Genomic DNA, 21,475 nt, shown 5'->3' with positions numbered 1-21,475 from the left:
GCAGTGTCCCCGCCCTACCAAGCCGGGCGGAGATCTACTGCGTCACCCGATACACGTCGAACACACCCTCGACCGACCGCACCGCCTTCAGCACATGCCCGAGATGCGTCGGATCGCCCATCTCGAACGTGAACCGCGACTTCGCGATCCGGTCCCGCGTCGTGGTCAGCGCCGCGGACAGGATGTTCACGTGGTAGTCCGACAGCACCCGGGTGATGTCCGACAGCAACCGCGCCCGGTCCAGCGCCTCGACCTGGATCGCGACCAGGAAGACCGACTGGGCGGTCGGCGCCCACTCGACCTCGACGATCCGCTCGGGCTGGGTCTTCAGGTTCTCCACGTTCGCGCAGTCGGCGCGGTGCACCGAGACGCCGGCACCGCGGGTGATCCAGCCGATGATCTCGTCCCCGGGCACCGGCGTACAGCAGCGCGCCAGCTTGGACAGCACGTCGGTCGCGCCCTTGACGATGACACCCGCGTCGCCGCGGGCCGTCCGCTTGCGCCGCTCGCGGCTCGCGGGCAGCCGGACGCCCTCGGACAGGTCCTCGGCAGCGCCCTCCTCGCCGCCGTACGTCTCGATCAGGCGCCGTACGACGGCCTGTGCGCTGACGTGCTGCTCGCCGACGGCGGCGTACAGCCCGGTGACGTCCGGATAGCGCAGGGAGTTGGCGACCGCGGTCAGGGTCTCGTGAGACAGCAGGCGCTGCAGCGGCAGGCCCTCCTTGCGGAGCTGCTTCGCGATCGCGTCCTTGCCCTGCTCGATCGCCTCGTCGCGCCGCTCCTTGGAGAACCAGTGCTTGATCTTGTTCCGCGCGCGGGGACTCTTGACGAACGTCAGCCAGTCGCGGGACGGGCCCGCGCCCTGTGCCTTCGAGGTGAAGACCTCGACGACGTCACCGTTCTCGAGGGTGCTCTCCAGCGGCACCAGGCGACCGTTGACGCGGGCACCGATGCAGCGGTGCCCGACCTCCGTGTGAACGGCGTACGCGAAGTCGACCGGCGACGACCCGGTCGGCAGCGACATCACGTCGCCGCGCGGGGTGAAGACGTAGACCTCGGTGTTGTTGATCTCGAACCGCAGCGAGTCCAGGAACTCCGACGGGTCCGACGTCTCGCGCTGCCAGTCGACGAGTTGCCGGACCCAGGGCATGTCGTTCGGCCCGCCGATGTCCGTGCTCGGCGTGGCCGGCGCCGCGGAGGTCGGGTCCTCCTTGTACTTCCAGTGCGCGGCGATGCCGTACTCCGCGCGCCGGTGCATCGAGAACGACCGGATCTGCAGCTCCACCGGCTTGCCCTGCGGGCCGATCACCGTCGTGTGCAGCGACTGGTACATGTTGAACTTCGGCATCGCGATGTAGTCCTTGAACCGGCCGGGGACCGGGTTCCAGCGCGCGTGCATGATGCCGAGGGCGGCGTAACAGTCCCGGACCGAGTCGACCAGGACCCGGATGCCGACCAGGTCGTAGATGTCGCCGAACTCGCGGCCGCGGACGATCATCTTCTGGTAGATCGAGTAGTAGTGCTTCGGCCGCCCGGTGACGGTGGCCTTCACCTTGGCCGAGCGCAGGTCCTCGTGCACCTGGTCGATCACGGTCGCCAGGTACTCGTCGCGGGACGGCGCGCGCTCGGCGACCAGCCGGACGATCTCGTCGTACACCTTCGGGTGCAGGGTCGAGAACGCCAGGTCCTCGAGCTCCCACTTGATCGTGTTCATACCGAGCCGGTGAGCCAGCGGGGCGTAGATCTCCAGCGTCTCGCGGGCGATCCGCTCCTGCTTCTCCTGGCGCAGCGAGCCGAGCGTGCGCATGTTGTGCAGCCGGTCGGCCAGCTTGATCACCAGCACCCGGATGTCCTTGGACATCGCGACGACCATCTTGCGGATCGTCTCGGCCTGCGCGGACTCGCCGTACCGCACCTTGTCGAGCTTGGTGACGCCGTCGACCAGCATGGCGATCTCTTCGCCGAAGTCGCGGGTCAGGTCCTCCACCGTGTACGGCGTGTCCTCGACGGTGTCGTGCAGCAGCGCGGCGCACAGCGTGGTCGCGGTCATACCGAGCTCGGCGAGGATGGTGGCGACCGCGAGCGGATGCGTGATGTACGCGTCACCGGACTTGCGCATCTGGCCGGTGTGGTACTTCTCCGCGGTCCGGTAGGCGCGCTCGATCATCCCGAGGTCGGCCTTCGGGTGGGTCGCGCGGACCACCCGGAACAGCGGCTCGAGCATCGGCGCCCGGTTCGGGTGCCGGGTGCCGCCGAGGCGGGCCAGCCGGGCACGGACCCGGGCCGGCGCGATCCGCGGCGGCTGGGTGGCAGGAGGCGGCGGTGACGCCGGAGCCGGCCGCACCGGTGACGGCGCGCGCGGAGGCTCCTGCGGTACGGCGTTCGGTACCGCAGATGTCATCGCCGGGTCTTCGCCCACGTTGTGTCCCTCCGCCGACAGGCCACCAGTCTAGAGGCCTACGTCCAGCCAGGCAGACCCGCCTGTGGACAACACGCCGGGTCACCCGACGGCTGCGGAGAGTGTATCCGTTCCTACACCGTCAGCAGTGCGCCGACCTGCTCGCCGTCGAGGCGCTTGCGGCCCGGCAGGAACGACAACTCCAGCAGCACCGCCGTACCGGCGACCTCGGCACCGCAGCGGCGGATCAGCCGCAGGCAGGCCTCGACGGTCCCGCCGGTCGCCAGCACGTCGTCGATGACCAGCACCCGGTCCCCCGGTGCGAACGCGTCCTGGTGCACCTCGATGGTCGCCTCGCCGTACTCGAGCGCGTACGACTCCTCGTACGTCGCGGACGGCAGCTTGCCCTTCTTCCGGACCGGGACGAACCCGGCGCCGAGGGCGAGCGCGACCGGGGCGGCGAGGATGAACCCGCGCGCCTCGATCCCGACCACCTTGTCGACCGCCGGGTTGCCGTCGTCGTCGGTGCCGAACGCGGCCAGCGCCTCTACCACCTGGCCGAAACCGGTGTGGTCGGCCAGCAGCGGGGTGATGTCCTTGAACACCACCCCTTCCTGCGGGTAGTCCGGGATGTCGCGGATACCGTCCGCGAGCACCTGCTCCAGCGAGCGCATCACTTACCGCGCTTCGAGCGCGGCTTGCGGGTCGGCTGCGGACGCCCGGCGGCCGCCGCCTTCATCGGCCGGGTCGACGCCGCCGGCGCGGAACCGGTCGCCCGGTCCGCCTTCCGCGGCGTGTCCTGGACGGCCGAACGCGCCGCCGCGTCCGCCGGCGCACCGGCGGTCGCCGGCTCGGCCGGAGCGGTCGCCGCCTTCGCGACCTGGGCCTTCTTCGCCGCGACCCGCTTGCTCAGCGCCTGCATCGCGGGCTCACGCTCCTTGAAGACCGCGAGCAGCGACGGAGCGATGAAGATCGACGAGTACGCACCGACCGCGATACCGACGAACAGCGCCAGCGACAGGTCCTTCAGCGGACCGGTGCCGAGCACCACGGTGCCGACGACCAGGATCGCCCCGACCGGCAGCAGCGCGGTGACCGTGGTGTTGATCGACCGGACCACGGTCTGGTTGACGGCCAGGTTGGTCGCGTCCGAGTACGTGAACCGGTTCGACCCGGTGATGCCCCGGGTGTTCTCGCGGACCTTGTCGAACACGACGACCGTGTCGTACAGCGAGTAACCGAGGATCGTCAGTACGCCGATCACCGTCGCCGGCGTGACGTCGAAGCCGATCAGCGCGTACACACCGACCGTGATCGTCACGTCGTGCACCAACGCGATGATCGCCGCCGTCGACGCCTTCGCCTCACGGAAGTACAGCCAGATCACCGCGAACACCAGCACCAGGAACACAACCAGCGCCCAGATCGCCTTGTCGGCGATCTGTTTCCCCCAGGAGGCGCCGATCTGCTGCGACGTCACCTGGTCGGCCGGAACGCCGGCTTCCTTCGCGATCGCCTCCCGGACCCGGCCGATGTCGGCCTGCTCCAGCGGCTTGGTCTGGACCCGCACCTTCTCGTTGTTGATCGTGGTGACCACCGGGTCGCCGAGGCCCTTGGCGTTGGTCGCCTTCACGGCGTCGCCGAAGTCCTGCACCGTGCTGCTGGTGACCTTGACCTTGGCCTCGTACTCGACGCCGCCGCGGAACTCGATACCGAGCGCCAGGCCGCGGGCGAACAGGCCGCCCAGCGAGATGATGACCAGGATCGCCGAGAGGCTGAACCAGAACTTGCGGTGGCCGATGAAGTCGTACGAAACCTCACCGCGGTGCAGCTTGGCACCGATCTGTCCGAGCTTCGACATCAGACCTCCCCTCCGACCGGCTTGCGCGTCGACGGCGTCCGGCGCGGCCGGGCCGACGGTTTCGTCTGTCCGGGCAGGCGTTCGACGCCGAGATGCTCCGGGTCCAGGCCGGACAGCTTGTGGCCGTGACCGAAGAAGTCGGTGCGGGCCAGCAGCGTGACGACCGGCTTGGTGAACAGGAAGACCACCACCAGGTCGATCAGCGTGGTCAGGCCGAGCGTGAACGCGAAGCCCCGGACGCTGCCGATCGCCAGCACGTACAGCACGATCGCGGCCAGCAGCGAGATCGAGTCGGCGGCGATGATCGTGTGCTTGGCCCGCGCCCAGCCGGTCTCGACCGACGAGCGCAGACTGCGGCCTTCACGCACTTCGTCCCGGAGTCGTTCGAAGTAGATGATGAACGAGTCCGCGGTGATACCGACCGCGACGATCAGACCCGCGATGCCCGCCAGCGTGAGGGTGAACCCGATCGCCTTGCCGAGCAGGATGACCAGCGTTCCGGTGAGTACGCCGGCCGCGACCAGCGAGAGCACCACGACCAGTCCGAGGCCGCGGTAGTACAGGAAGCAGAACACGACCACCAGCGCGAGGCCGATCAGACCGGCCCAGATGCCGGCGGACAGCTGGTCGCCACCGAGCTGCGGCGACACCGTCTCCACCGAGGAGATGTCGAACTTGACCGGCAGCGAGCCGTACTTCAGCACGTTCGCCAGGTCGCGGGCCTCGGCCTCGGTGAAGCTACCGGTGATCTGCGCCTGGCCGCCCGGGATCGGGTTGTCGACGGTCGGGGTGGAGATCGTCACGCCGTCGAGCACGATCGCGAACAGGTTGTTGCCCGAGCCGCGCTGCGAGATCGCCGTGGTGGCCTTGAGGAACCTACTGCCGCCCTCGCCGGTGAACTTCAGGTTGACCTGCCACTGCAGGCCGTTCTGCGGGATGCCGGCGGTGGCGTCCGACAGGTCGGTACCGGCCATGATCGCCGGGCCGAGCAGGTACTTGTTCTGGTTGGTCTTGTCGCAGGAGAACAGCGGCTGGTTCGGGTCGTTCTTCTGCGGGTCGCCGCACTTGAACGCCGCGAACTTCGCCTGCGTGGCGGCGTCCGGCGTGTACTGCAGCGGGTCCTTGCTCGCGGCCGGGGTCGACGGCGTCGCGGCCGGCGTACTCGGCTTCGGGGTGGTGCTCGCCTTCGGCGTCGTGCTGGCCTTCGGCGTCGCGGTCGGCGTCGGCGTGGCCTGGCCCAGGGCGCTCGACCAGGCGCGGCCCTTCGGCGTGCTGGTCGGCTTGATCGTGGCGCTCGGCGTCACCTTGGGGCTCGGCTTCGGCGTCGCGCTCGGCGTGGTACCCGGCTTCGGCGTCGTCGTCGGCGTCGTCGTCGGGGTCGGCGTCGCGGCCGGAGCGACCGTCTGCGCGTCGTACACGACCCGGAAGTACAGCAAGGCGGTCTGGCCGACCTGCGACACCAGCGATTCCTTCGTGGCGCCCGGAACGGCCACGTTGATGTGGTTCGCGCCCGACGTGGTGATGTCGGCCTCGGCGACACCGGCCCCGTTGACCCGCTGGCTGATGATGTTCTTCGCCTCGTTCAGCTGGTCGGCGGCGACCTTGCCGCTGCCGTCCAGGGTGCTGGCGGTCAGCGTGATCGTGGTGCCGCCGCGCAGGTCCAGACCGAGTTTGGGCTTCCAGGTCTTGGTCAGCGCCATGATCCCGAACAACAGAACCACGACCACCAGCAGGGTGATCAGGCTCCGCCCGGGGCGGGAAGTCGAAGTTGCCACGTCAGATTCAAACCTTTGTGCTTCCGGGCGCGCCGTACCGTCACTGGATGTCTCACAGGACGCCGCACGACGCGCCGCAGGCCGTTGGGACGGAAATCAGTTCTCGGTGTGCGTCGGCGGCAGCTTCGGCGTGTCCTGCACCTTGCCGTCGGCCTTCTCGCCGCCGGCGTCCGGTACGTCGACCTTCTCCGGGGTCGTCGCCTCGGCCGTCGTCTCGGCGTCGTCGTCCGCGGCGGCGGCCGGCTCGTCGGCGGCGTCCTCCTCCGGGATCACCCGGCCGATCGCGGCCTTCACGACCTGCACCAGCACGCCCTCGGAGATCTCCAGCGTGACGTAGTCGTCGTCCGTCTCCTCGACGATGCCGACCAGGCCGCTGGTGGTGATCACCTTGGTGCCGGGCGACAGCTTGGCGACGGTGTCCGCCTGGCGCTGGCGCTGCTTCTTCTGCGTGCGGCTCATGAACCAGATCATTCCGACGATCAGGATCAGCGGCAGCAGCAGCGTGATGCCGCCGCCCCCGGAGGAGGCCATCGGTACGGCGAGGAGTTGCATTTGGTCTCAGAATCCTTCGTCGGGGTCAGTTGTCAAGGCAGTGGAATAGACCTGGAGGCCAGGCCACCGGGGAGTCTAACCCTGAGCGTCAACAACTGCCTCATGACGCCGGGTCACGTTTGAGTTACTCACTACGGAGTCTCTACGTACCGGCGCCGGCAGTGGTTCCCGGCTCTTCAGTTGGGTTTGTTCTCCTCAGTCGTCCTCGGTGTCGAAGAGCGTGTCCGCGAAGGTCGCGCCCTTCGGAACCTTCAGGCCGATGTGCCGCCAGGCGGCGGGCGTCGCGACGCGGCCGCGCGGCGTCCGGGCCAGGTAGCCCGATCGGACCAGGAAAGGTTCCGCTACTTCCTCCACGGTCTCACGTTCTTCGCCGACCGCAACCGCCAGCGTGGAAAGACCGACCGGGCCGCCCCCGAACCGGCGGCAGAGCGCGTCCAGGACCGACCGGTCCAGCCGGTCCAGGCCCATCTTGTCGACCTCGTACAGGTCGAGCGCCGCCTTCGACAGCGCGAGCGTGATGATCCCGTCCGCCCGCACCTCCGCGTAGTCGCGGACCCGGCGGAGCAGCCGGTTCGCGATCCGCGGCGTACCGCGGGACCGGGACGCGATCTCGGTGGCGCCTTCCGGGGTGATGTCGACCTCGAGCAGGTCGGCCGAGCGGTTCACGATCTTCTCCAGCTCGGCGGCGTCGTAGAACTCCAGGTGCCCGGTGAAACCGAACCGGTCCCGCAGCGGGCCGGGGAGCAGCCCGGCGCGGGTGGTGGCGCCGACCAGCGTGAACGGCGGGATCTCCAGCGGGATCGCGGTCGCGCCCGGCCCCTTGCCGACGATCACGTCGACCCGGAAGTCCTCCATCGCCATGTAGAGCAGCTCTTCCGCGGGTCGCGACATCCGGTGGATCTCGTCCAGGAACAGGACTTCGCCCTCGCCCAGCCCGGACAGGATCGCGGCCAGGTCGCCCGCGTGCTGGATCGCCGGACCGCTGGTGACCCGCAGCGGCGCGGACATCTCGCTCGCGATGATCATCGCGAGCGTGGTCTTTCCCAGTCCTGGCGGGCCGGAGAGCAGCACGTGGTCGGGTGCGCGATTGCGCCCGCGGGCCGCGTGCAGCACGAGCTCGAGCTGCTCGCTCACCCGCCGCTGACCGCCGAACTCGGCCAGCGAGCGCGGCCGGAGCGCGGACTCGATCTTGCGTTCCTCGAGGTCCACCGCGTCCGCGGAGACCAGCGGGCGCACGTTGTTCTCCTCCATCGGCTACGCCTTCGACAGCACGCGCAACGCGGCACGCAGCAGGTCGGGAACCGACGGGTTCGGGTTGTCGGCGGCGAGCGGCGACACCGCGGTGACGGCATCCTCGGCGTCCCGCGCGGACCAGCCGAGCCCGACCAGACCGGCCTGCACCTGATCGCGCCACGCCTCCTGAGCCTGCAGCGGCCGGCCCGTCACGGTCCTGGACGGCGCACCGATCTTGTCCTTCAGCTCCAGCACGATCCGCTGCGCGCCCTTCTTGCCGATCCCCGGGACCTTCACCAGTACGGCGAGGTCCTCGGTCGCGACCGCCTGCCGCAGCTGGTCCGGGCTGAGCACCGCGAGCGCCGCCTGGGCCAGCTTCGGGCCGACGCCCGACGCGGTCTGGAGCAGCTCGAACAGGTTCTTCGCGTCGTCGTCGGCGAACCCGTACAGCGTCAGTGAGTCCTCGCGGACCACCATCGAGGTGGCGATCCGGGCCTCCTGCCCGGGGCGCAGACCCGCCAGCGTGCCGGGGTCGCAGTACACCTGCAGGCCCACGCCGCCGACCTCGACCACGGCACTGTCGATCCCGACAGCCGCCACCGGTCCACGTACAAAGGCGATCATCGCCAACCTCCCGTTCCCGTGCTCACCGCTTGCCCTGCTGGGCCGCCACCGCGGCCCGGAGCCTCGCCATCTGCAGCCGTGACTGCGCCTGCGCGGCCGCTTCGAGGTTGGCCCGGCCGGCGGCGGCCTGCTGCAGCTTGCTCGCCACCCCGCCACGCCAGACCTGACAGATCGCCAGCGCCAATGCGTCGGCGGCGTCGGCCGGCGTCGGCCGCTCGCTGAGCTTGAGGATCCGGGTCACCATCGTGGTGACCTGCTCCTTGTCAGCGCGGCCGGATCCGGTGACCGCGGCCTTCACCTCGCTCGGCGTGTGCAGCGCGACCGGCAGCCCGCGCCGGGCGGCCACCACCATGGCGATCCCGGACGCCTGCGCGGTACCCATCACGGTCCGCACGTTGTGCTGCGCGAACACCCGCTCGACCGCGACCGCGTCCGGCTGGTACCGCCCGATCCACTCGTCGAGCTCGGCCTCGATCCGGACCAGCCGCTTCGCCACGTCCAGCTCGGCCGGCGTCCGGATCACCCCGACGGCGACCATCGCCGGCGGCTTCCCCGGCGTACCCTCGACGACGCCGAGGCCGCACCGGGTCAGTCCCGGGTCGACGCCGAGCACCCGCATGGACCACCTCCGAACGTTTGTTCGACAACCCTAGTCGGAGGCGTCGGGACTCCCGAAATCGACGCGCCGGTCTTAGAAGTAGTCGAGCATGTACGGCGCCGGGCCGCCGAAGGTCAGGTCCAGCACCGGGTCGAGGCCCGCTTCTCCGGTGACCAGGCCGGCCGCACGGAGGGCCTGGACCGGCGTACCGGCGTACAGCGCGGCCAGTCCCCGCGGGCCGAGGCGTAGCGCGTCCGGTGACGGCTCGGCCGGCTTGAGTTCGGCCACGCCGCCGGCGACCGAGAGGTGCCAGTCGCCGGTGTTCGCCGGCAGTTCCGGGTCGTCGATCCGCAGGTCCGCCTCGAGAACGGCGCCCTCCGGGTAACCGCGCCCCGCCAGCGCCGCGGGTGCGTCGATCAGCCGGAGCATCCAGCGGTTGATCTTGGTGTCGCCGTCGGCCTCGTGCTCGGCGAGCAGGTGGATCGGGTCGTACGGCGGGCAGTAGGCGTGTACGGTCCGCGCGATCGACGACCCCGAGCCGACGGTGGCCCACAACGCCCGCGCGGTCTCCTCCGAGCCCGCGATCAGCTCGTCGACGGACAGCGCCCCGTCGGACCAGTTGTAGACGACGAAGCCGTCCTCGGCGACGTACGCGAAGGTGTCCTCGTCCTCGAGCCAGGACACGATCTCGGACCGCGGCCAGATCAGCGGACCGCTCGAACGCCGGTCCTCGTGCGCCTTCGACGCCAGCTCCTGGAACCGGTCCGCGTCGGCGACCCCGGCCCGCCGTACCGCAGTACCCCGGCCGCCGAGGGTCCGCAGATCGGCTGCCTGGAAGGAGAACTTGTACCGGCTGCCCGCGAACTCGTAGCCGAGATGCCGGTAGAGAACAGTGGTCGCCGGATACAGCCCGGTCAGCGGATAGCCCTTCTCGGCGCAGCGCCGCAGCACCCCGCGCATCAGCAGGCTGCCGACCCCGCGACCGCGGTACTCCGGAGCGACCACGACACCGGCGACGCCGCCCATCGGGACCCGCCGGCCGCCCCACCACTGCTCGAACGGCCAGATCCGCGCCGCCGCGACCAGTTCGGTACCGTCGACGACCCCGAGGAGCCGCCCGTCCTCGATGAACGCCCGCGCGTTCTGCTGCCACTTCTCCCGGTCACCGCCCGGGCCGAACGACCGGATCCGTACCTGCCACACCGAGTCCAGATGGTCCTCGGCGACATCCACCACGCGCAGCTCAGTCACGCGGGAGACCCTACGTCTTCCGGTCCGTCACCCACAGGTGAATTGTTCCCTCGACGACCACGGTGCCGTCGTCCCGCGTCGCCTTCACCTTGACCGGCACGTCCGGCCCGGCCGTCCAGGTCGCGGGATCGGTCTCCGCGGAGCAGGTCAGGTCCGACGTCGACTTCGCGAGGTACGCGACCTCCATCCCCTTCGGCAGCCAGCGTTTCCCCGCCGGCACTGTCGCCTCCGCGAGCGCGCCCATCGCCGCCTCGAGACCGTTGCACACGGCAATCGCATGCACGGTCCCGATGTGGTTCAGCACCGCCCGCCGCTTCGGCAGCGTCAGTGCCGCGTAGTTGGGACTCACCTGCACGAACCGCGGCCGCACCGACCAGAAGTACGGCGCCTTCCAGGCGAACCCCCACGAGAACACCCGCTCCCCACCCGGCACCCCACGCAACCGCTCCCACAACCCCAGCACCTGGCTCATGCCGACATGTTACTCACGAGTCACATTCGCTGTGAAGCGCCGCGTGACCCAGCCGCGCTCGGAAGCCTCCCACCCGAGTTGCATCCGGGAGGTGGACCCGGTCAGATCCATCAGCACCCGGAGCCGTCGCTGGACGGTCCGGCCGCTCATCCCCAGTTGTTTGCCCACGGCGTCGTCGGTGAGCCCTGTCAGCATCAGCGCGAGTACGGCGAGGTCCGCGTCGTCCGGACCCGCCGCCGCCTCCTCGATCGGGCCGCCCGGTCCGAGGCCGATGGGTACGGCGGACGACCAGATCGACTCGAACAACGCGATCAACGACTGCACCAGACCGGCCGCCCGGATCACCAGCGCCGCCGTCTGATAGCCCCGAACCGCCAACGGCACCAGCGCGACCGTCCCGTCCGCGACGACCAGCTTGGTCGGCACCCGGTCCACCGTTCGTACCTGCGCATGCGACTCGATCGCCTCGACCGCGTCGTTCACCGTCCCCGGCGCCTCGAACGCGGACCGCTCGATCACCACCCGGAACCGCACCCCGCGCCCGAGCGCCTCGCCCTCGGCCTCGTTCTCCTGCCCCGACAGCGCCACCGGGCGCGCGTCCACGAACGCGCACACCTCGTGCCGCGCGGCACGCTGGATCTGCAGGAACCGCGACCGTACGGCGGCCGACCCGAGCACGACCTCGACGAGATCGCCGATCACCGCCTGGCCGAGATCGCTGCGGAAGATCGCCGCCAGCCGCGCGACCGAGGTCTCCGCGACCGACAGCTCGTGCCGCCGCGAATTGAGCAGCCCGCGCAACGCCACGTCCGGCGGTGCCGCGAACCACCGCGGCTCGCTGTCGTCGGACGGCACCGTCTCGGCGAGCCCCAGCCTGGCCAGCGCGTCCAGCACCTCCCGCGCCTCGGCGGCGGTCGACCCGACTCGCGAGCCGAGCACCTCCGCGGCCGCACCGCCGTCGACCACCAGCGAGCGATAGTGCGCCTCCTCCGACCGGTTCAGGCCGAGCGCGGTCAACTCGATGCCATTCATCCGCAGCGCGGCCTTCCTGTCGAGAACACGTCACGTCGATTCTCCGCCGTCGCGATTCGTTCCTCCAGAGGTGACCGCGCTGACACCCTCTGTGCCAATCCCGTCCGCTTTCCCGGGCCGACCAGCCCGGAAGACCCTGGAGGTCCCCCATGCGCCCGAGATGGCGTCATCCGGTGGCCGCGGCCGGCGTACTCCTGTGCGCCGCGACCGTCCTCCCCGCACCCGCATCGGCGCGCAGCGCCGACAGCCGCCCGATCGTCGGCTCCGCCGAAGCAGCCGCCTCCGGCCCGTCCGCGACCGTCACGCTGATCACGGGCGACCGCGCGCGGCTGACCCGGACCGGCGACGGCCGGCCCGTCGTACAGCTGCTGCCCGGCGCCGACGGCGTCACGCCCGACTACGAGACCTCCCGCACCGGCGACCGGGTGTACGTCTACCCGTCGTCGGCGGCCCATGCACTGTCGGCCGGCCTGATCGACCCCGAGTTCTTCGACGTGACCGGTCTGGTCGCGCAGGGGTACGACGACGCACACCAGCAGACCATCCCGGTGATCGCGCAGTACGGCGCCACCGCGCGGACCGCCCTCGCCGCGACGCCCACCCCTCCCGGCGCGACCGGGGCCGCGAAGGCGCTGCCCGCGGTCGGCTCGGTGGCGTACCCGGTCAGCAAGGAGCAGGCGCACACCGCGTTCGCCGAGCTCACCGACACCAGGTCCCGGTCCGGGCGTGGGATCACCAAGCTCTGGCTGGACCGCGCACTGAAGGCAACGCTCGCGGACTCGACCGCGCAGGTCGGCGCACCGACCGCGTGGAACGCCGGGCTCGACGGCACCGGTTCGACGGTCGCGGTGCTGGACACCGGCGTCGACGCCGGCCACCCGGACCTGGCCGGGCGGATCGCGCAGAGCAAGGACTTCACCGGCTCGGCGTACGGCACCGACGACACGATGGGCCACGGTACGCACGTGGCCTCGACGATCGCCGGCACCGGCGCGGAGAGCAACGGCAAGGAGCGCGGTGTCGCGCCGGGGACCCGGCTGCTGATCGGCAAGGTGCTCGGCGACGACGGCACCGGGTCCGAGTCGGAGATCATCGCCGGCATGCAGTGGGCGGTCGACAACAAGGCCGACGCCATCTCGATGAGCCTCGGCTCGCCGGTCCCGGCGACCACCTGCGACGACCCGATCGCGCAGGCGGTCAGCCGGCTCTCGAACTCCAGCAGCAGCCTGTTCGTGATTGCCGCGGGCAACATGGGTGCGGGACCGGGCACCGTCTCCAGCCCGGGCTGCGCGCCCGAGGCGCTGACCGTCGGCGCGGTCGACGCGAACGACGAGACGGCGTACTTCTCCAGCCGCGGTCCGGTCTCCGGGACGCACATCGAGAAGCCCGAGCTGGCCGCGCCCGGCGTCGCGATCCTGGCCGCGAACGCGGGCGGCCGCGGCGTCTACGCCTACCAGACGATGTCCGGTACGTCGATGGCGACGCCGCACGTCTCCGGCGCCGCCGCGATCGCCAAGCAGGCGAACCCGTCACTCAGCGGCGCCCAGCTGAAGAACCTGCTGGTGTCGTCGGCCGACCCGAGCGTCCCGGGCGACGTCCAGGAGGTCGGCGCCGGGCGGCTCGACATCGCCAAGCTGCTGACCACCAAGGTCACCGGCCCGTCCTCGGTGTACGGCGGTACGTACGCGTGGCCGCAGGCGGGTACCGCCGACAAGACCGTTGGCCTGACCTACACCAACAGTGGCTCGACCCCGATCGATCTCCGGTTGTCGGTGGAGCATCTGACCGGGAACGACGGGCGCCCCCTGAACGCGCCGGTGGTGCGGGTCCCGCAGCACGTCGTCGTACCGGCGAAGTCGATCGCGACCGTGCCGGTCACCGTTCGGCCCGGACAGAAGCTGGCCGGGTCGGTGCTCGGCGACGTGACCGCGCGGATCGTTGCTACGAGCAACGGCCAGCAGGTCTCCACGGCGTTCAACCTGTACCTGCAGCCGCAGACGGTGGCGGTCAAGGTCTCGGTGATCGACCGCAACGGCAACCCCGCGACCGGTTCGTCGTCGCTCGACCTGATCAACACCGACACCGCGAGCGGTGAGCGGCGGTTCAACTCGGGCGCGGCCGAGCAGGTGTTCCAGGTACGACCGGGCCGTTACTACCTCGGCGGCTACGCGCTGACGCCGCAGGCCGGCGCGCCGACCACGGCGGCGCCCGCGTCGGTCAGCTACCTCGCCCGTCCGGAGCTGATGATCACCCGCGACACTGCGATCGTGCTGGACGCGCGGCGGGCACACCCGCTGACCGTCGCGACGCAACGGCCGTCGGAGCTGCGATCGACCACCCTGACCTTCGAGCGGCAGTGGCCGACGTCCTGGCTGCACAGCGGTTCGATGACGACGGGCTCGCTCACCAAGGAGGCCTACGCGGACGTCATCGGAACGGTTGCCAAGGGCGACGGATCCTTCGAGTTCGGGCACTGGACGCACCGGATCGCACCGGTCGTCTCCTCGATGCGGACCACTGACGGTCTCACCCTGACACCGTCTGCGCCGCAGGCCGGTGTCAGCAACCTGGACGGCAAGGGCAGCGGCACCTTGGTCGACGGCGGCGCGGGCAGCGCCGCCGAGCTGGCCAACGCGGCGGGCAAGGTCGCGCTGGTTCATCTCGCGGCCGGTGCCAGCGACTCCAGCGTTCAGACAGCCGCGGCCAAGGCCGGCGTCAAGGCGCTGCTGGTCTACCGCGACGACGCCTACAACTGGCTGCCGTCGGTCGGCTTCGCACCGAATCCGCTCCCGGTCTACAGCCTTCCGAACACGCAGGGCGCGGCTCTGGCGGCGAAGCTCACGGCTGGTGCCGTCACGCTGACCTGGTCGGCTTCGGCGAGTACGCCGTACGCCTACACGCTCGGCTTCTTCAACGACAAGCAGGTGACCACGGCGCAGCGGCACAACGTCTCGGACAGGTCGCTCGGCCGGATCACCGCGACGTACAACAGCATGGGTGTGAAGACGAACTTCGGCGGCTTCACGACCGGGCTGCGGCCGTCCGGGGTGGCGTTCGCGGTCGGCAGTCTGGACGCGGTCGCGGTGCCGAGCGGGCAGACCGAGTACTTCTCGGCGGACGGTACGTCGTGGTTGAAGTCGGTCATCTCGAGCATGCCGTGGGGCGAGGTGATGAGCGACCGGTACCGGACGTTCGAGCCGGGGCAGCACGTCGCCGACAGCTGGTACGGCGGTGTGGTCGCACCAGGTGTGCGTGCGGGCAGCGATGGTGCTCCGCAGCTGATCGCCGAGCGTCAGGGCGAGCTGATGGGCTTCGCGCCGACCATGTGGGCGGACAGTGCGGGCCACTGGGCGGACCAGGGCGGTTTCGGTGACTTGGGCAACCTCGAGCTCAAGCGGAACGGAGTCTCGCTCGGCACCAGCGGGTGGCCGTCGGGCGTCTTCACGGTCCCGGCCGACGACTCGGCGTACGAGCTGACGATGAACACGATGAAGATCGGTGCTCCGGCGAAGATCTGGAGCCGGTCGGTGTCGACGACCACGACGTGGGCGTTCCGTTCGCACCAGGAGCCGACCGTCTTCAGCCGCGCGCTGCCGCTGCTTCTGCCGCGGCTGGATCTGCCGGCCGACGGGCTCAAGACGGTCGCAGCCGGCAGTCTGACGATCCCGGCCCGCTTCCGCGCCAACCCGGGGTACGACGCGGGCGCGCTCACCGCGGCGAAGGTCTGGACCTCCGTCGACGACGGCACCACCTGGACCGAGGGCAGCACCAGGCTCACCAGGAGCGGCGCCGACCTGGTCGTGAACCACTCCGGTGACACCGGCAAGCAGGTCTCCCTGCGCATCGAACTCACCGACTCGCACGGAGCGAAGGTCACGCAGACCGTCCTTCGCGCGTACGACGTTCGCTGAGGCAGCTGGAATCAGCTGGAGCCTGGCGCGGTGGGCCCGTCCGCCCGCCGCGTCAGGCGAACGTCAGCGTGATCGCGCCCGTGCGCCGCAACAGCTGCGGACGGGCGGTCAGCACGACCCGGGTGACGTGGTCGCCCCAGATGTCGGCGAGCTTGGGGTCGGGGAGTGGAAGCGGCTCGAGCACGGCGGTGAGGTTGTCGTCGTGACGGATCGTCAGATCGTTGACGATGATCGTGTTGGCGTCCTGGGTCGGGGCACCGTGCAGGATCAGGTGCCACACGAGCTCGGTCGGATCCGCTTCGAGGTCCCAGGTGTCGGTCAGCTCGACCATTTCGACACTGTCGTGCAGCACCAGGCGGCGGTGCCACGAACGGATGCCGGCCTCCTCCGGATACGCGCGCGCCAGGTCGGCGCCCTCCGCCGTCATTCCGGTCGCACGGAACTCCCGCCCCGGCCGCTGCGCGAACCCGTTGATCCGTGGCAGGTTGTGGTAGTCGCTCTGCATCGTGAAGATCTGGTACCGGTCCGCCGAGAACGTCTGCCGGGTGTAAGTGCCGACGCCGAGATCGATCACCCGCGGTACGCCGTTCGCCGCGACCACGAAGGTCCCGACGTCGTTGTGGTTGTGCGACTCCTCGTTGTGCCCGCCCTTCCAGGCGAGCAGCAACTTGTCCGTCCGCGTGACGACGACCTCGGTGTCCGGAAGGTAGACATTCTGCTTGTCGACAATCTGCTCGTCGACAAGCAGACCAGGCTCGAGCAACGCGCCGACCACCCGGAGCATCGACGGGATCCGCGGCACCAGCGGATCGTCGCGATGCCGGATCACCCGCGCGTGCCCTCGCGCGGACGGCTCGTCGGTGTGCACGCCGAGCCGGTACAGCGGGTAGGCCGCCGATGGATCTGCGAGCTGCGCCGGGCAGTCCGCGAAGTTCACGTACCACCGGTCAGCGATGTGCATCGCCGGCAGGTACGCCGTGATCGCCCGCAGCTTGGGGTGCCCGAACCCGTCCAGCGCCCCGTCCGTCGCGTCGTACAGCAGCAGCAGGTTGTCCGCGACCGAACCACCCGCGCGCGTCCAGTACGAGGCGCCCTCGTCGCACCCGCCGTCGTCCGGGTACGAGTCCAGGAACACGTCGAGCCCCTGCACGACCAGGTCCACGATCTGCGCCCGCCGGACCGGATCCCTCTCGACGAGCAGCGCGCAGGCGGTGACGTTGGAGTGGATCCACGGGTTCCAGTTGTTGGTGAACCCAACCAGCCACCGCCAGTCCCGGACCTCCAGGAACGGCGCCAGCACCCGCCGGTCGACCTCGACCGCGATCCGCCGCCGGGTCGCCTCGTCGAGCACCGGCCCCAGCAGATGATCCACCCATGCGAGGAGCCCGCCGGTCTCCGCACAGAACAGATCCAGGTCCCGGTCCCCCGGCCACGGCAAGGCCGACCCCCGCCCGATCGCCGCCGAAGCATGCGCCGGAACCGTCCAGGTCACCTCGTCACACAACAACCACACCCCGTCGACGACATCCGCCACCCACTCCGCATCACCGGTCAGCAACGCCGCCAACGCACTCGTCACCACCCGCCGCCGCCGCTCGAAGTACGGGTTCTCGTAGCGGCTGCGATCACCGCCGCGATGGAAGCGCGCGAAATCGCCGGCCAGCAGCACCGGCCACTCCCCCGCGGCCTGCCGAGCGGCATCGGCGAGCAGCGCCGTACGGTCCTTGTCCGAAACGGCGGACCACGCCGCGCGGTCGGTGACAGTGGGCAGGAACCCGGTCAGCTCGGCGGCGCTCAACGCCTCGCGCAACACGGATTGGGGCATGAGGTCACGCAGTGTCTTGGACATCAGTTCCACCCTATCGGCCGGACGATCGCCGACTGCCTGGCGAACGGCCGGATCCGGTCGATCCGCGCCTCTCCGAGCACTTCCTGATGACTGTCGAGCAGCATCGGCGCGTCCTCCCGGGCGCGGGACGACGCCATCAGCGGCTCGACGCGCAACTGGACCCCGTCCGCCGCGAGCGCATCCGCGAACCGGCCGAGCTTCACCCGCCAGGGGATGCCGCGATGGAAGTCGTCCGCGATCAGCTGCCCGGTCCGGGAGTCGAAGGCCCGACACAGGTCGCCCGTGTAGGCGATGTCCACCCACAGATCGTCCGGGTCGCTGACGCGGCCGTCCGCGACCCGCAGCAGTAGGCGAGACTCCGAGAGCCGCTCGATCCGCAGATCGTCCGCCGCGAGCCGCGGCGCCGGCAACTCGGCGGCCAATCGTGCGGCGCCCGGCAGCACGCGGACCCCGGCCGGCGACCGGTCAGGATCCGCCAGGTCGACGAACCTCGAGATCCGGATCCCGGCCGGTGTCTCGGTCAGGTCGTCCGGGCCGGTCATCAGCCATTTACGGCCGTTCCGCGTGACGATCTGCGCGTGCTCGGCCGCGCCACGGTCCAGCGTGATCAGCTCGAACTGACTGCTGCCCACGGTCAGCGTCCGCCCGGCGCTGGTCAGCACCTCCTCGTCGCCGTCGGGACCGGACACGACGTACTCGACCGGAAGGTCGCTCGGCGCGAACGAGACCAAGGAGTTGCCCAGCCGGGCGAGCGGCTGCGCTGTCGAAGAGACCAGCGTGTATCCGTGCCCGAGGTCCAGCCGTACCGGCAGGATCGCCCAGCCGCCGGACGGCACGGCGAGCCGGTTCTCACGTGGGAACCGGACCTGCCCGCCGGCGAGCGCCACCTCGACGCGAACGTCGTCGCGGGCGCTCAGCGGTGTGTTGTTCCCGTAGTTGCTCAGGAACACGAACCCGCTTCCACCGTCGGACCGGACGACCGCCCGCAGCCGGTCGTCATCCGGGTCGACCACCGGATCCGCCACCGCGATCGCCTGCTGCCGCGCCAGTTCGGTGCCGAACTCGCGGACGAACAGGTTCAGCGGAGCCGCTCGGTAGAACGACGCCCGCCGGTCCCCGAACTCGCCGACCGGCGCCCAGAAGTCGTACGACCGCAGCCCGAACGCGTTCTCCTTCGTCAGCCAGCCGAACCCGTCACCTCGCGTCGGGTTGGTGCCGCCGTGGAACAGGTAGTACCCGAGGAAGATCGACTCGGTCCCGCCGAGCCGGGTCAGCGCGGTGCTGATCATCATCTCCGGCGGCGACATCGGCCGGTACGCCGCCCGGTTCGGTGAACCGGTCCCGAGCTCGCTGAACGCGATCGGCAGTCGCCCGCGGCAGGGGTAGTCCTGTGCGCCCTCGAACGTGGTCAGCCGGGCGTTCGGCCCGGGTCGATGGTGCAGGTCCATGTACCCGCCGTACGTCGGCAGGAACTCGTCGCCCGGCAACTCGCCCGCTGTGCCCCAGCCGGTCATCGCGAAGAACGGCGCCTCGATCCCGTTGTCTATCGCGAGCCGGCGCAGCGCCGACATGTGCCGGCCGAACTCGGCACCTTCCGGCCCGCGATGATCGGTCGCGGTGTAGCCGAACAGCGTCCGCCAGTCGTTCGGCGCGTGACTGAGCTCGTTCTCCAGCTGTACGACGATCACCGGGCCGCCGTCCCGCCACAGCAGCCCGTCCAACTGCTCCGCGAGCGCGCCGTAGTACCGGCCGACCAGCTTCAGGTAACGAGGGTCGTTCGACCGCTCCACGAGTGGCATGCCGTACAGCCAGGGAGGGAGGCCGCCGAGCAAGAACTCCGCGTTGTTGAACGGGCCGATCCGCGCCTGCAGCCAAAGTCCTTCGTCGGCGCACAGTCGGGCGAAGGCCGCGAGATCGTTCGTCCCGGTGAAGTCGAAAGTGCCGGGACTCGGTTCCACGAGACTCCAGAACCAGTACGACGACACCATCGTGCAACCCGCCGCCTTGAGCGCACGGATGCCTTCGCGCCACTCCGATCGCGGGTACCGCTGCCCCTGGAACTCGCCCGCGACGATCGCCAGCGGCTCACCGTCCAGGGTCAGGTGATGGTTGTTCGCCGCCAGCAACCGGCCGTCGGGCGCGGCGCCTCCCCAGTGCGAGAGATGACTGCCGTCGATGTCGAGATGCGCGGTCCGGGCGTCACAGCTGATGAATGACTTCACAGGTATCCAATCACCGGTGTCCAGTTGACGGTGTCGTACGAGTTCGCGCCGGCGGACCCGGCGTCGACGGCGAAGCGGATGACGTCGCCTGCCTGCACCTGCAGAGTTGTGATGTCGGTACCGATCCCGACCAGGTCGGTCCCGTCGACGTCGGTCGGTGCCACCACGGTCGTGCTGTTGTCGAGAATGCGGACCCGGACGCCGTCGCCGCCGACGACGCCCTTGGCCGCCTGGCCGGCGATCGCGACGGTTCCGTCGGTCGGTGCTGTCCAGGACCGAGCGACCAACGATCCCGGTCCGGCGGGATGCCAGTTCCACTTGCTGATCAACGGCAGCGCTCCGGCTGCCGGTCGCCAATCCTCTGTTGCCGGCTGGTAGGTCAGTGCAGACCAGGTGGTGCCGGAGTCGCCGGAGTACTCGTACCGCCAGCCGTACTGTCCCTGACCGGTTGCCCAGTCACGGGCGGCGTACCACACGCGTGTGCTGGTGACGGGTCCCGGATTGGGCCCGACCCAGAAGCCGTCGAAGCTGCCGCCGTCACCGGCGTACAGCAGTGCGCTTCCCTGCCACAGATTGCCTCCGATCGAACCGGTCGGAGTAGACGCGGAGCCCACCGTGGCGATCGGCTCCTTGCCGTTGAAGACGATCGCGTTCGACACGATGCTCGCCCGGGTGTTCGCCGTGGCGTGGATGGCCAGGTCCTCGACTCCCCATCCGACGTTGTTGCCGATGTAGTTGCCGCGCAGCGCGACGCTGTCGGTGTTGCCCTCGAGATCGACGCCGGTCTGGTCGGGCGAGGCGGTCTGGTCGGTGTTGACGATGATGTTGTTCATGATCGTGGTGTTCGCGACGTTCCCGACGTACACCCCGGTCGTCCCGGTCGTCACCGGGCAGCCGCCCGCGTCGGAGATGACGGAGTTCGTCAGCAGGACGCCGGTCATGCTCTGCAGCGTCAGGGCGTTGGCACAGCCCACCTCGGCCGCGGGTGCACCGTCGTCGTTGTGCAGGAAGAGACCGGTGAGGGTGGTCTCCTGAAGGAACTGCCTCGGCGCCGAAGCGTTGCCGAAGGCGATCGACACCTCGTTGTGCGCGCCCTCCACACGAGCCATGGTCAGGTCCTTGATTGCCCACTGGTCCGCGGCCGGCGCCGCGGTCCCGGTGATCGCGATGCCGATCTGGTTGTGATGGACGTACACGTCCGAGAACCGCAGGTCCTCGTTGCCGATTCCGGCGTCGCCGTCGAAGCGCACCTGGATCCCCGCATCCAGCTTGTCGGTGCCGGAGCCGTCCACCTCGATCGAGCTGACCTGCCAGTGCGACGGGTTGATCATCCGAATGCCCCAGCCCAGCCCGGAGTTGAGCAGTAGGGGCCGATCGCCCGACCCGTACGCACCGAACGTGATCGGAGCGTCGGCCCTGCCTGTGCCCTGGAGTTGGGCCCGTTCGCGCCAGGAGGCGCCACGGGCCAGCAGGATTCGGTCGCCCGGCGCGAAGGTCCGGGCGGTGATCGGCGTGAACCCGCACCACGGCTGGGCGCTCGACGTACCCGCGCCGCTGTCGTCACAGCCGGCGACGCGATTGTCCACGTAGTAGGTCGTCCCGGCGGCCTGTGCCGGCACGGCGAGGCCGGCGCAGGCCGACCCGAGCGCCACCGCCAAGGTGACGACGGTCTTGGTTCTCATCGCAATCCTCCTCGG

General features: G+C 70.0%; 15 protein-coding genes. 1 reads left to right on the top strand and 14 read right to left on the bottom strand.

The features are described 5' to 3' along the window. Positions 1-34 precede the first annotated feature (34 nt). From AB0M51_RS13350 to AB0M51_RS13300, 11 genes are all read right to left on the bottom strand, one after another. Positions 35-2,224 carry a bifunctional (p)ppGpp synthetase/guanosine-3',5'-bis(diphosphate) 3'-pyrophosphohydrolase gene (locus AB0M51_RS13350; RefSeq protein WP_344188464.1) on the bottom strand — a complete coding sequence of 730 codons (2,190 nt, stop codon included), beginning with the start codon at positions 2,222-2,224 and terminating at the stop codon, positions 35-37. Between the two features lie 308 nt (positions 2,225-2,532). Beyond that, complete coding sequence (locus AB0M51_RS13345) at positions 2,533-3,072, bottom strand: adenine phosphoribosyltransferase (protein WP_344187549.1); 540 nt, start codon at positions 3,070-3,072, stop codon at positions 2,533-2,535. After that, positions 3,072-4,259: a protein translocase subunit SecF gene (secF, locus tag AB0M51_RS13340; protein ID WP_344187550.1), complete on the bottom strand. Its 1,188-nt coding sequence runs from the start codon at positions 4,257-4,259 to the stop codon at positions 3,072-3,074. The genes AB0M51_RS13345 and secF overlap by 1 nt, the downstream gene beginning before the upstream one ends. Continuing rightward, positions 4,259-5,959 (bottom strand): protein translocase subunit SecD, encoded by a 1,701-nt coding sequence (secD, locus tag AB0M51_RS13335; RefSeq protein WP_344188465.1) that lies wholly within the window; start codon positions 5,957-5,959, stop codon positions 4,259-4,261. Before secD ends, secF begins: the two co-directional genes overlap by 1 nt. Positions 5,960-6,130: 171 nt before the next feature. Then, on the bottom strand, positions 6,131-6,586 hold the full coding sequence (gene yajC, locus AB0M51_RS13330; protein ID WP_363749413.1) for a preprotein translocase subunit YajC: 456 nt from the start codon (positions 6,584-6,586) through the stop codon (positions 6,131-6,133). 195 nt (positions 6,587-6,781) lie between these two features. Continuing rightward, on the bottom strand, positions 6,782-7,837 hold the full coding sequence (ruvB, locus tag AB0M51_RS13325) for a Holliday junction branch migration DNA helicase RuvB (protein ID WP_344187552.1): 1,056 nt from the start codon (positions 7,835-7,837) through the stop codon (positions 6,782-6,784). A 3-nt stretch (positions 7,838-7,840) separates the two neighbouring features. Then, positions 7,841-8,443: a Holliday junction branch migration protein RuvA gene (ruvA, locus tag AB0M51_RS13320; protein WP_344187553.1), complete on the bottom strand. Its 603-nt coding sequence runs from the start codon at positions 8,441-8,443 to the stop codon at positions 7,841-7,843. A gap of 22 nt (positions 8,444-8,465) precedes the next feature. Further along, on the bottom strand, positions 8,466-9,062 hold the full coding sequence (gene ruvC, locus AB0M51_RS13315) for a crossover junction endodeoxyribonuclease RuvC (protein ID WP_344187554.1): 597 nt from the start codon (positions 9,060-9,062) through the stop codon (positions 8,466-8,468). Between the two features lie 72 nt (positions 9,063-9,134). Beyond that, on the bottom strand, positions 9,135-10,292 hold the full coding sequence (locus AB0M51_RS13310; RefSeq protein WP_363749410.1) for a GNAT family N-acetyltransferase: 1,158 nt from the start codon (positions 10,290-10,292) through the stop codon (positions 9,135-9,137). Between the two features lie 10 nt (positions 10,293-10,302). Beyond that, complete coding sequence (locus tag AB0M51_RS13305) at positions 10,303-10,764, bottom strand: hotdog fold domain-containing protein (RefSeq protein ID WP_344187556.1); 462 nt, start codon at positions 10,762-10,764, stop codon at positions 10,303-10,305. Between the two features lie 9 nt (positions 10,765-10,773). Then, positions 10,774-11,796: a TrmB family transcriptional regulator gene (locus tag AB0M51_RS13300; protein ID WP_344187557.1), complete on the bottom strand. Its 1,023-nt coding sequence runs from the start codon at positions 11,794-11,796 to the stop codon at positions 10,774-10,776. Between the two features lie 149 nt (positions 11,797-11,945). On the opposite strand from AB0M51_RS13300, the gene AB0M51_RS13295 reads away from it, so the two are divergent. Beyond that, complete coding sequence (locus tag AB0M51_RS13295; protein ID WP_363749408.1) at positions 11,946-15,707, top strand: S8 family serine peptidase; 3,762 nt, start codon at positions 11,946-11,948, stop codon at positions 15,705-15,707. Between the two features lie 52 nt (positions 15,708-15,759). Here the strand turns inward: AB0M51_RS13295 and AB0M51_RS13290 are convergent, their stop codons facing one another. The 3 genes from AB0M51_RS13290 to AB0M51_RS13280 are packed head-to-tail and all read right to left on the bottom strand — an operon-like array spanning position 15,760 to position 21,460. Then, on the bottom strand, positions 15,760-17,556 hold the full coding sequence (locus tag AB0M51_RS13290) for a heparinase II/III family protein (RefSeq protein ID WP_363749406.1): 1,797 nt from the start codon (positions 17,554-17,556) through the stop codon (positions 15,760-15,762). Continuing rightward, positions 17,556-19,778 carry a beta-galactosidase gene (locus AB0M51_RS13285; protein ID WP_363749404.1) on the bottom strand — a complete coding sequence of 741 codons (2,223 nt, stop codon included), beginning with the start codon at positions 19,776-19,778 and terminating at the stop codon, positions 17,556-17,558. The genes AB0M51_RS13290 and AB0M51_RS13285 overlap by 1 nt, the downstream gene beginning before the upstream one ends. Beyond that, positions 19,775-21,460 carry a right-handed parallel beta-helix repeat-containing protein gene (locus AB0M51_RS13280; RefSeq protein ID WP_363749402.1) on the bottom strand — a complete coding sequence of 562 codons (1,686 nt, stop codon included), beginning with the start codon at positions 21,458-21,460 and terminating at the stop codon, positions 19,775-19,777. Before AB0M51_RS13280 ends, AB0M51_RS13285 begins: the two co-directional genes overlap by 4 nt. Positions 21,461-21,475 lie beyond the last annotated feature (15 nt).

This window comes from Kribbella sp. NPDC051137, assembly GCF_040682535.1.
Lineage (GTDB): Bacteria > Actinomycetota > Actinomycetes > Propionibacteriales > Kribbellaceae > Kribbella > Kribbella karoonensis.
Note: the sequence above shows the minus strand (reverse complement) of the source record. Positions and strands in the feature narration are given on the sequence as shown.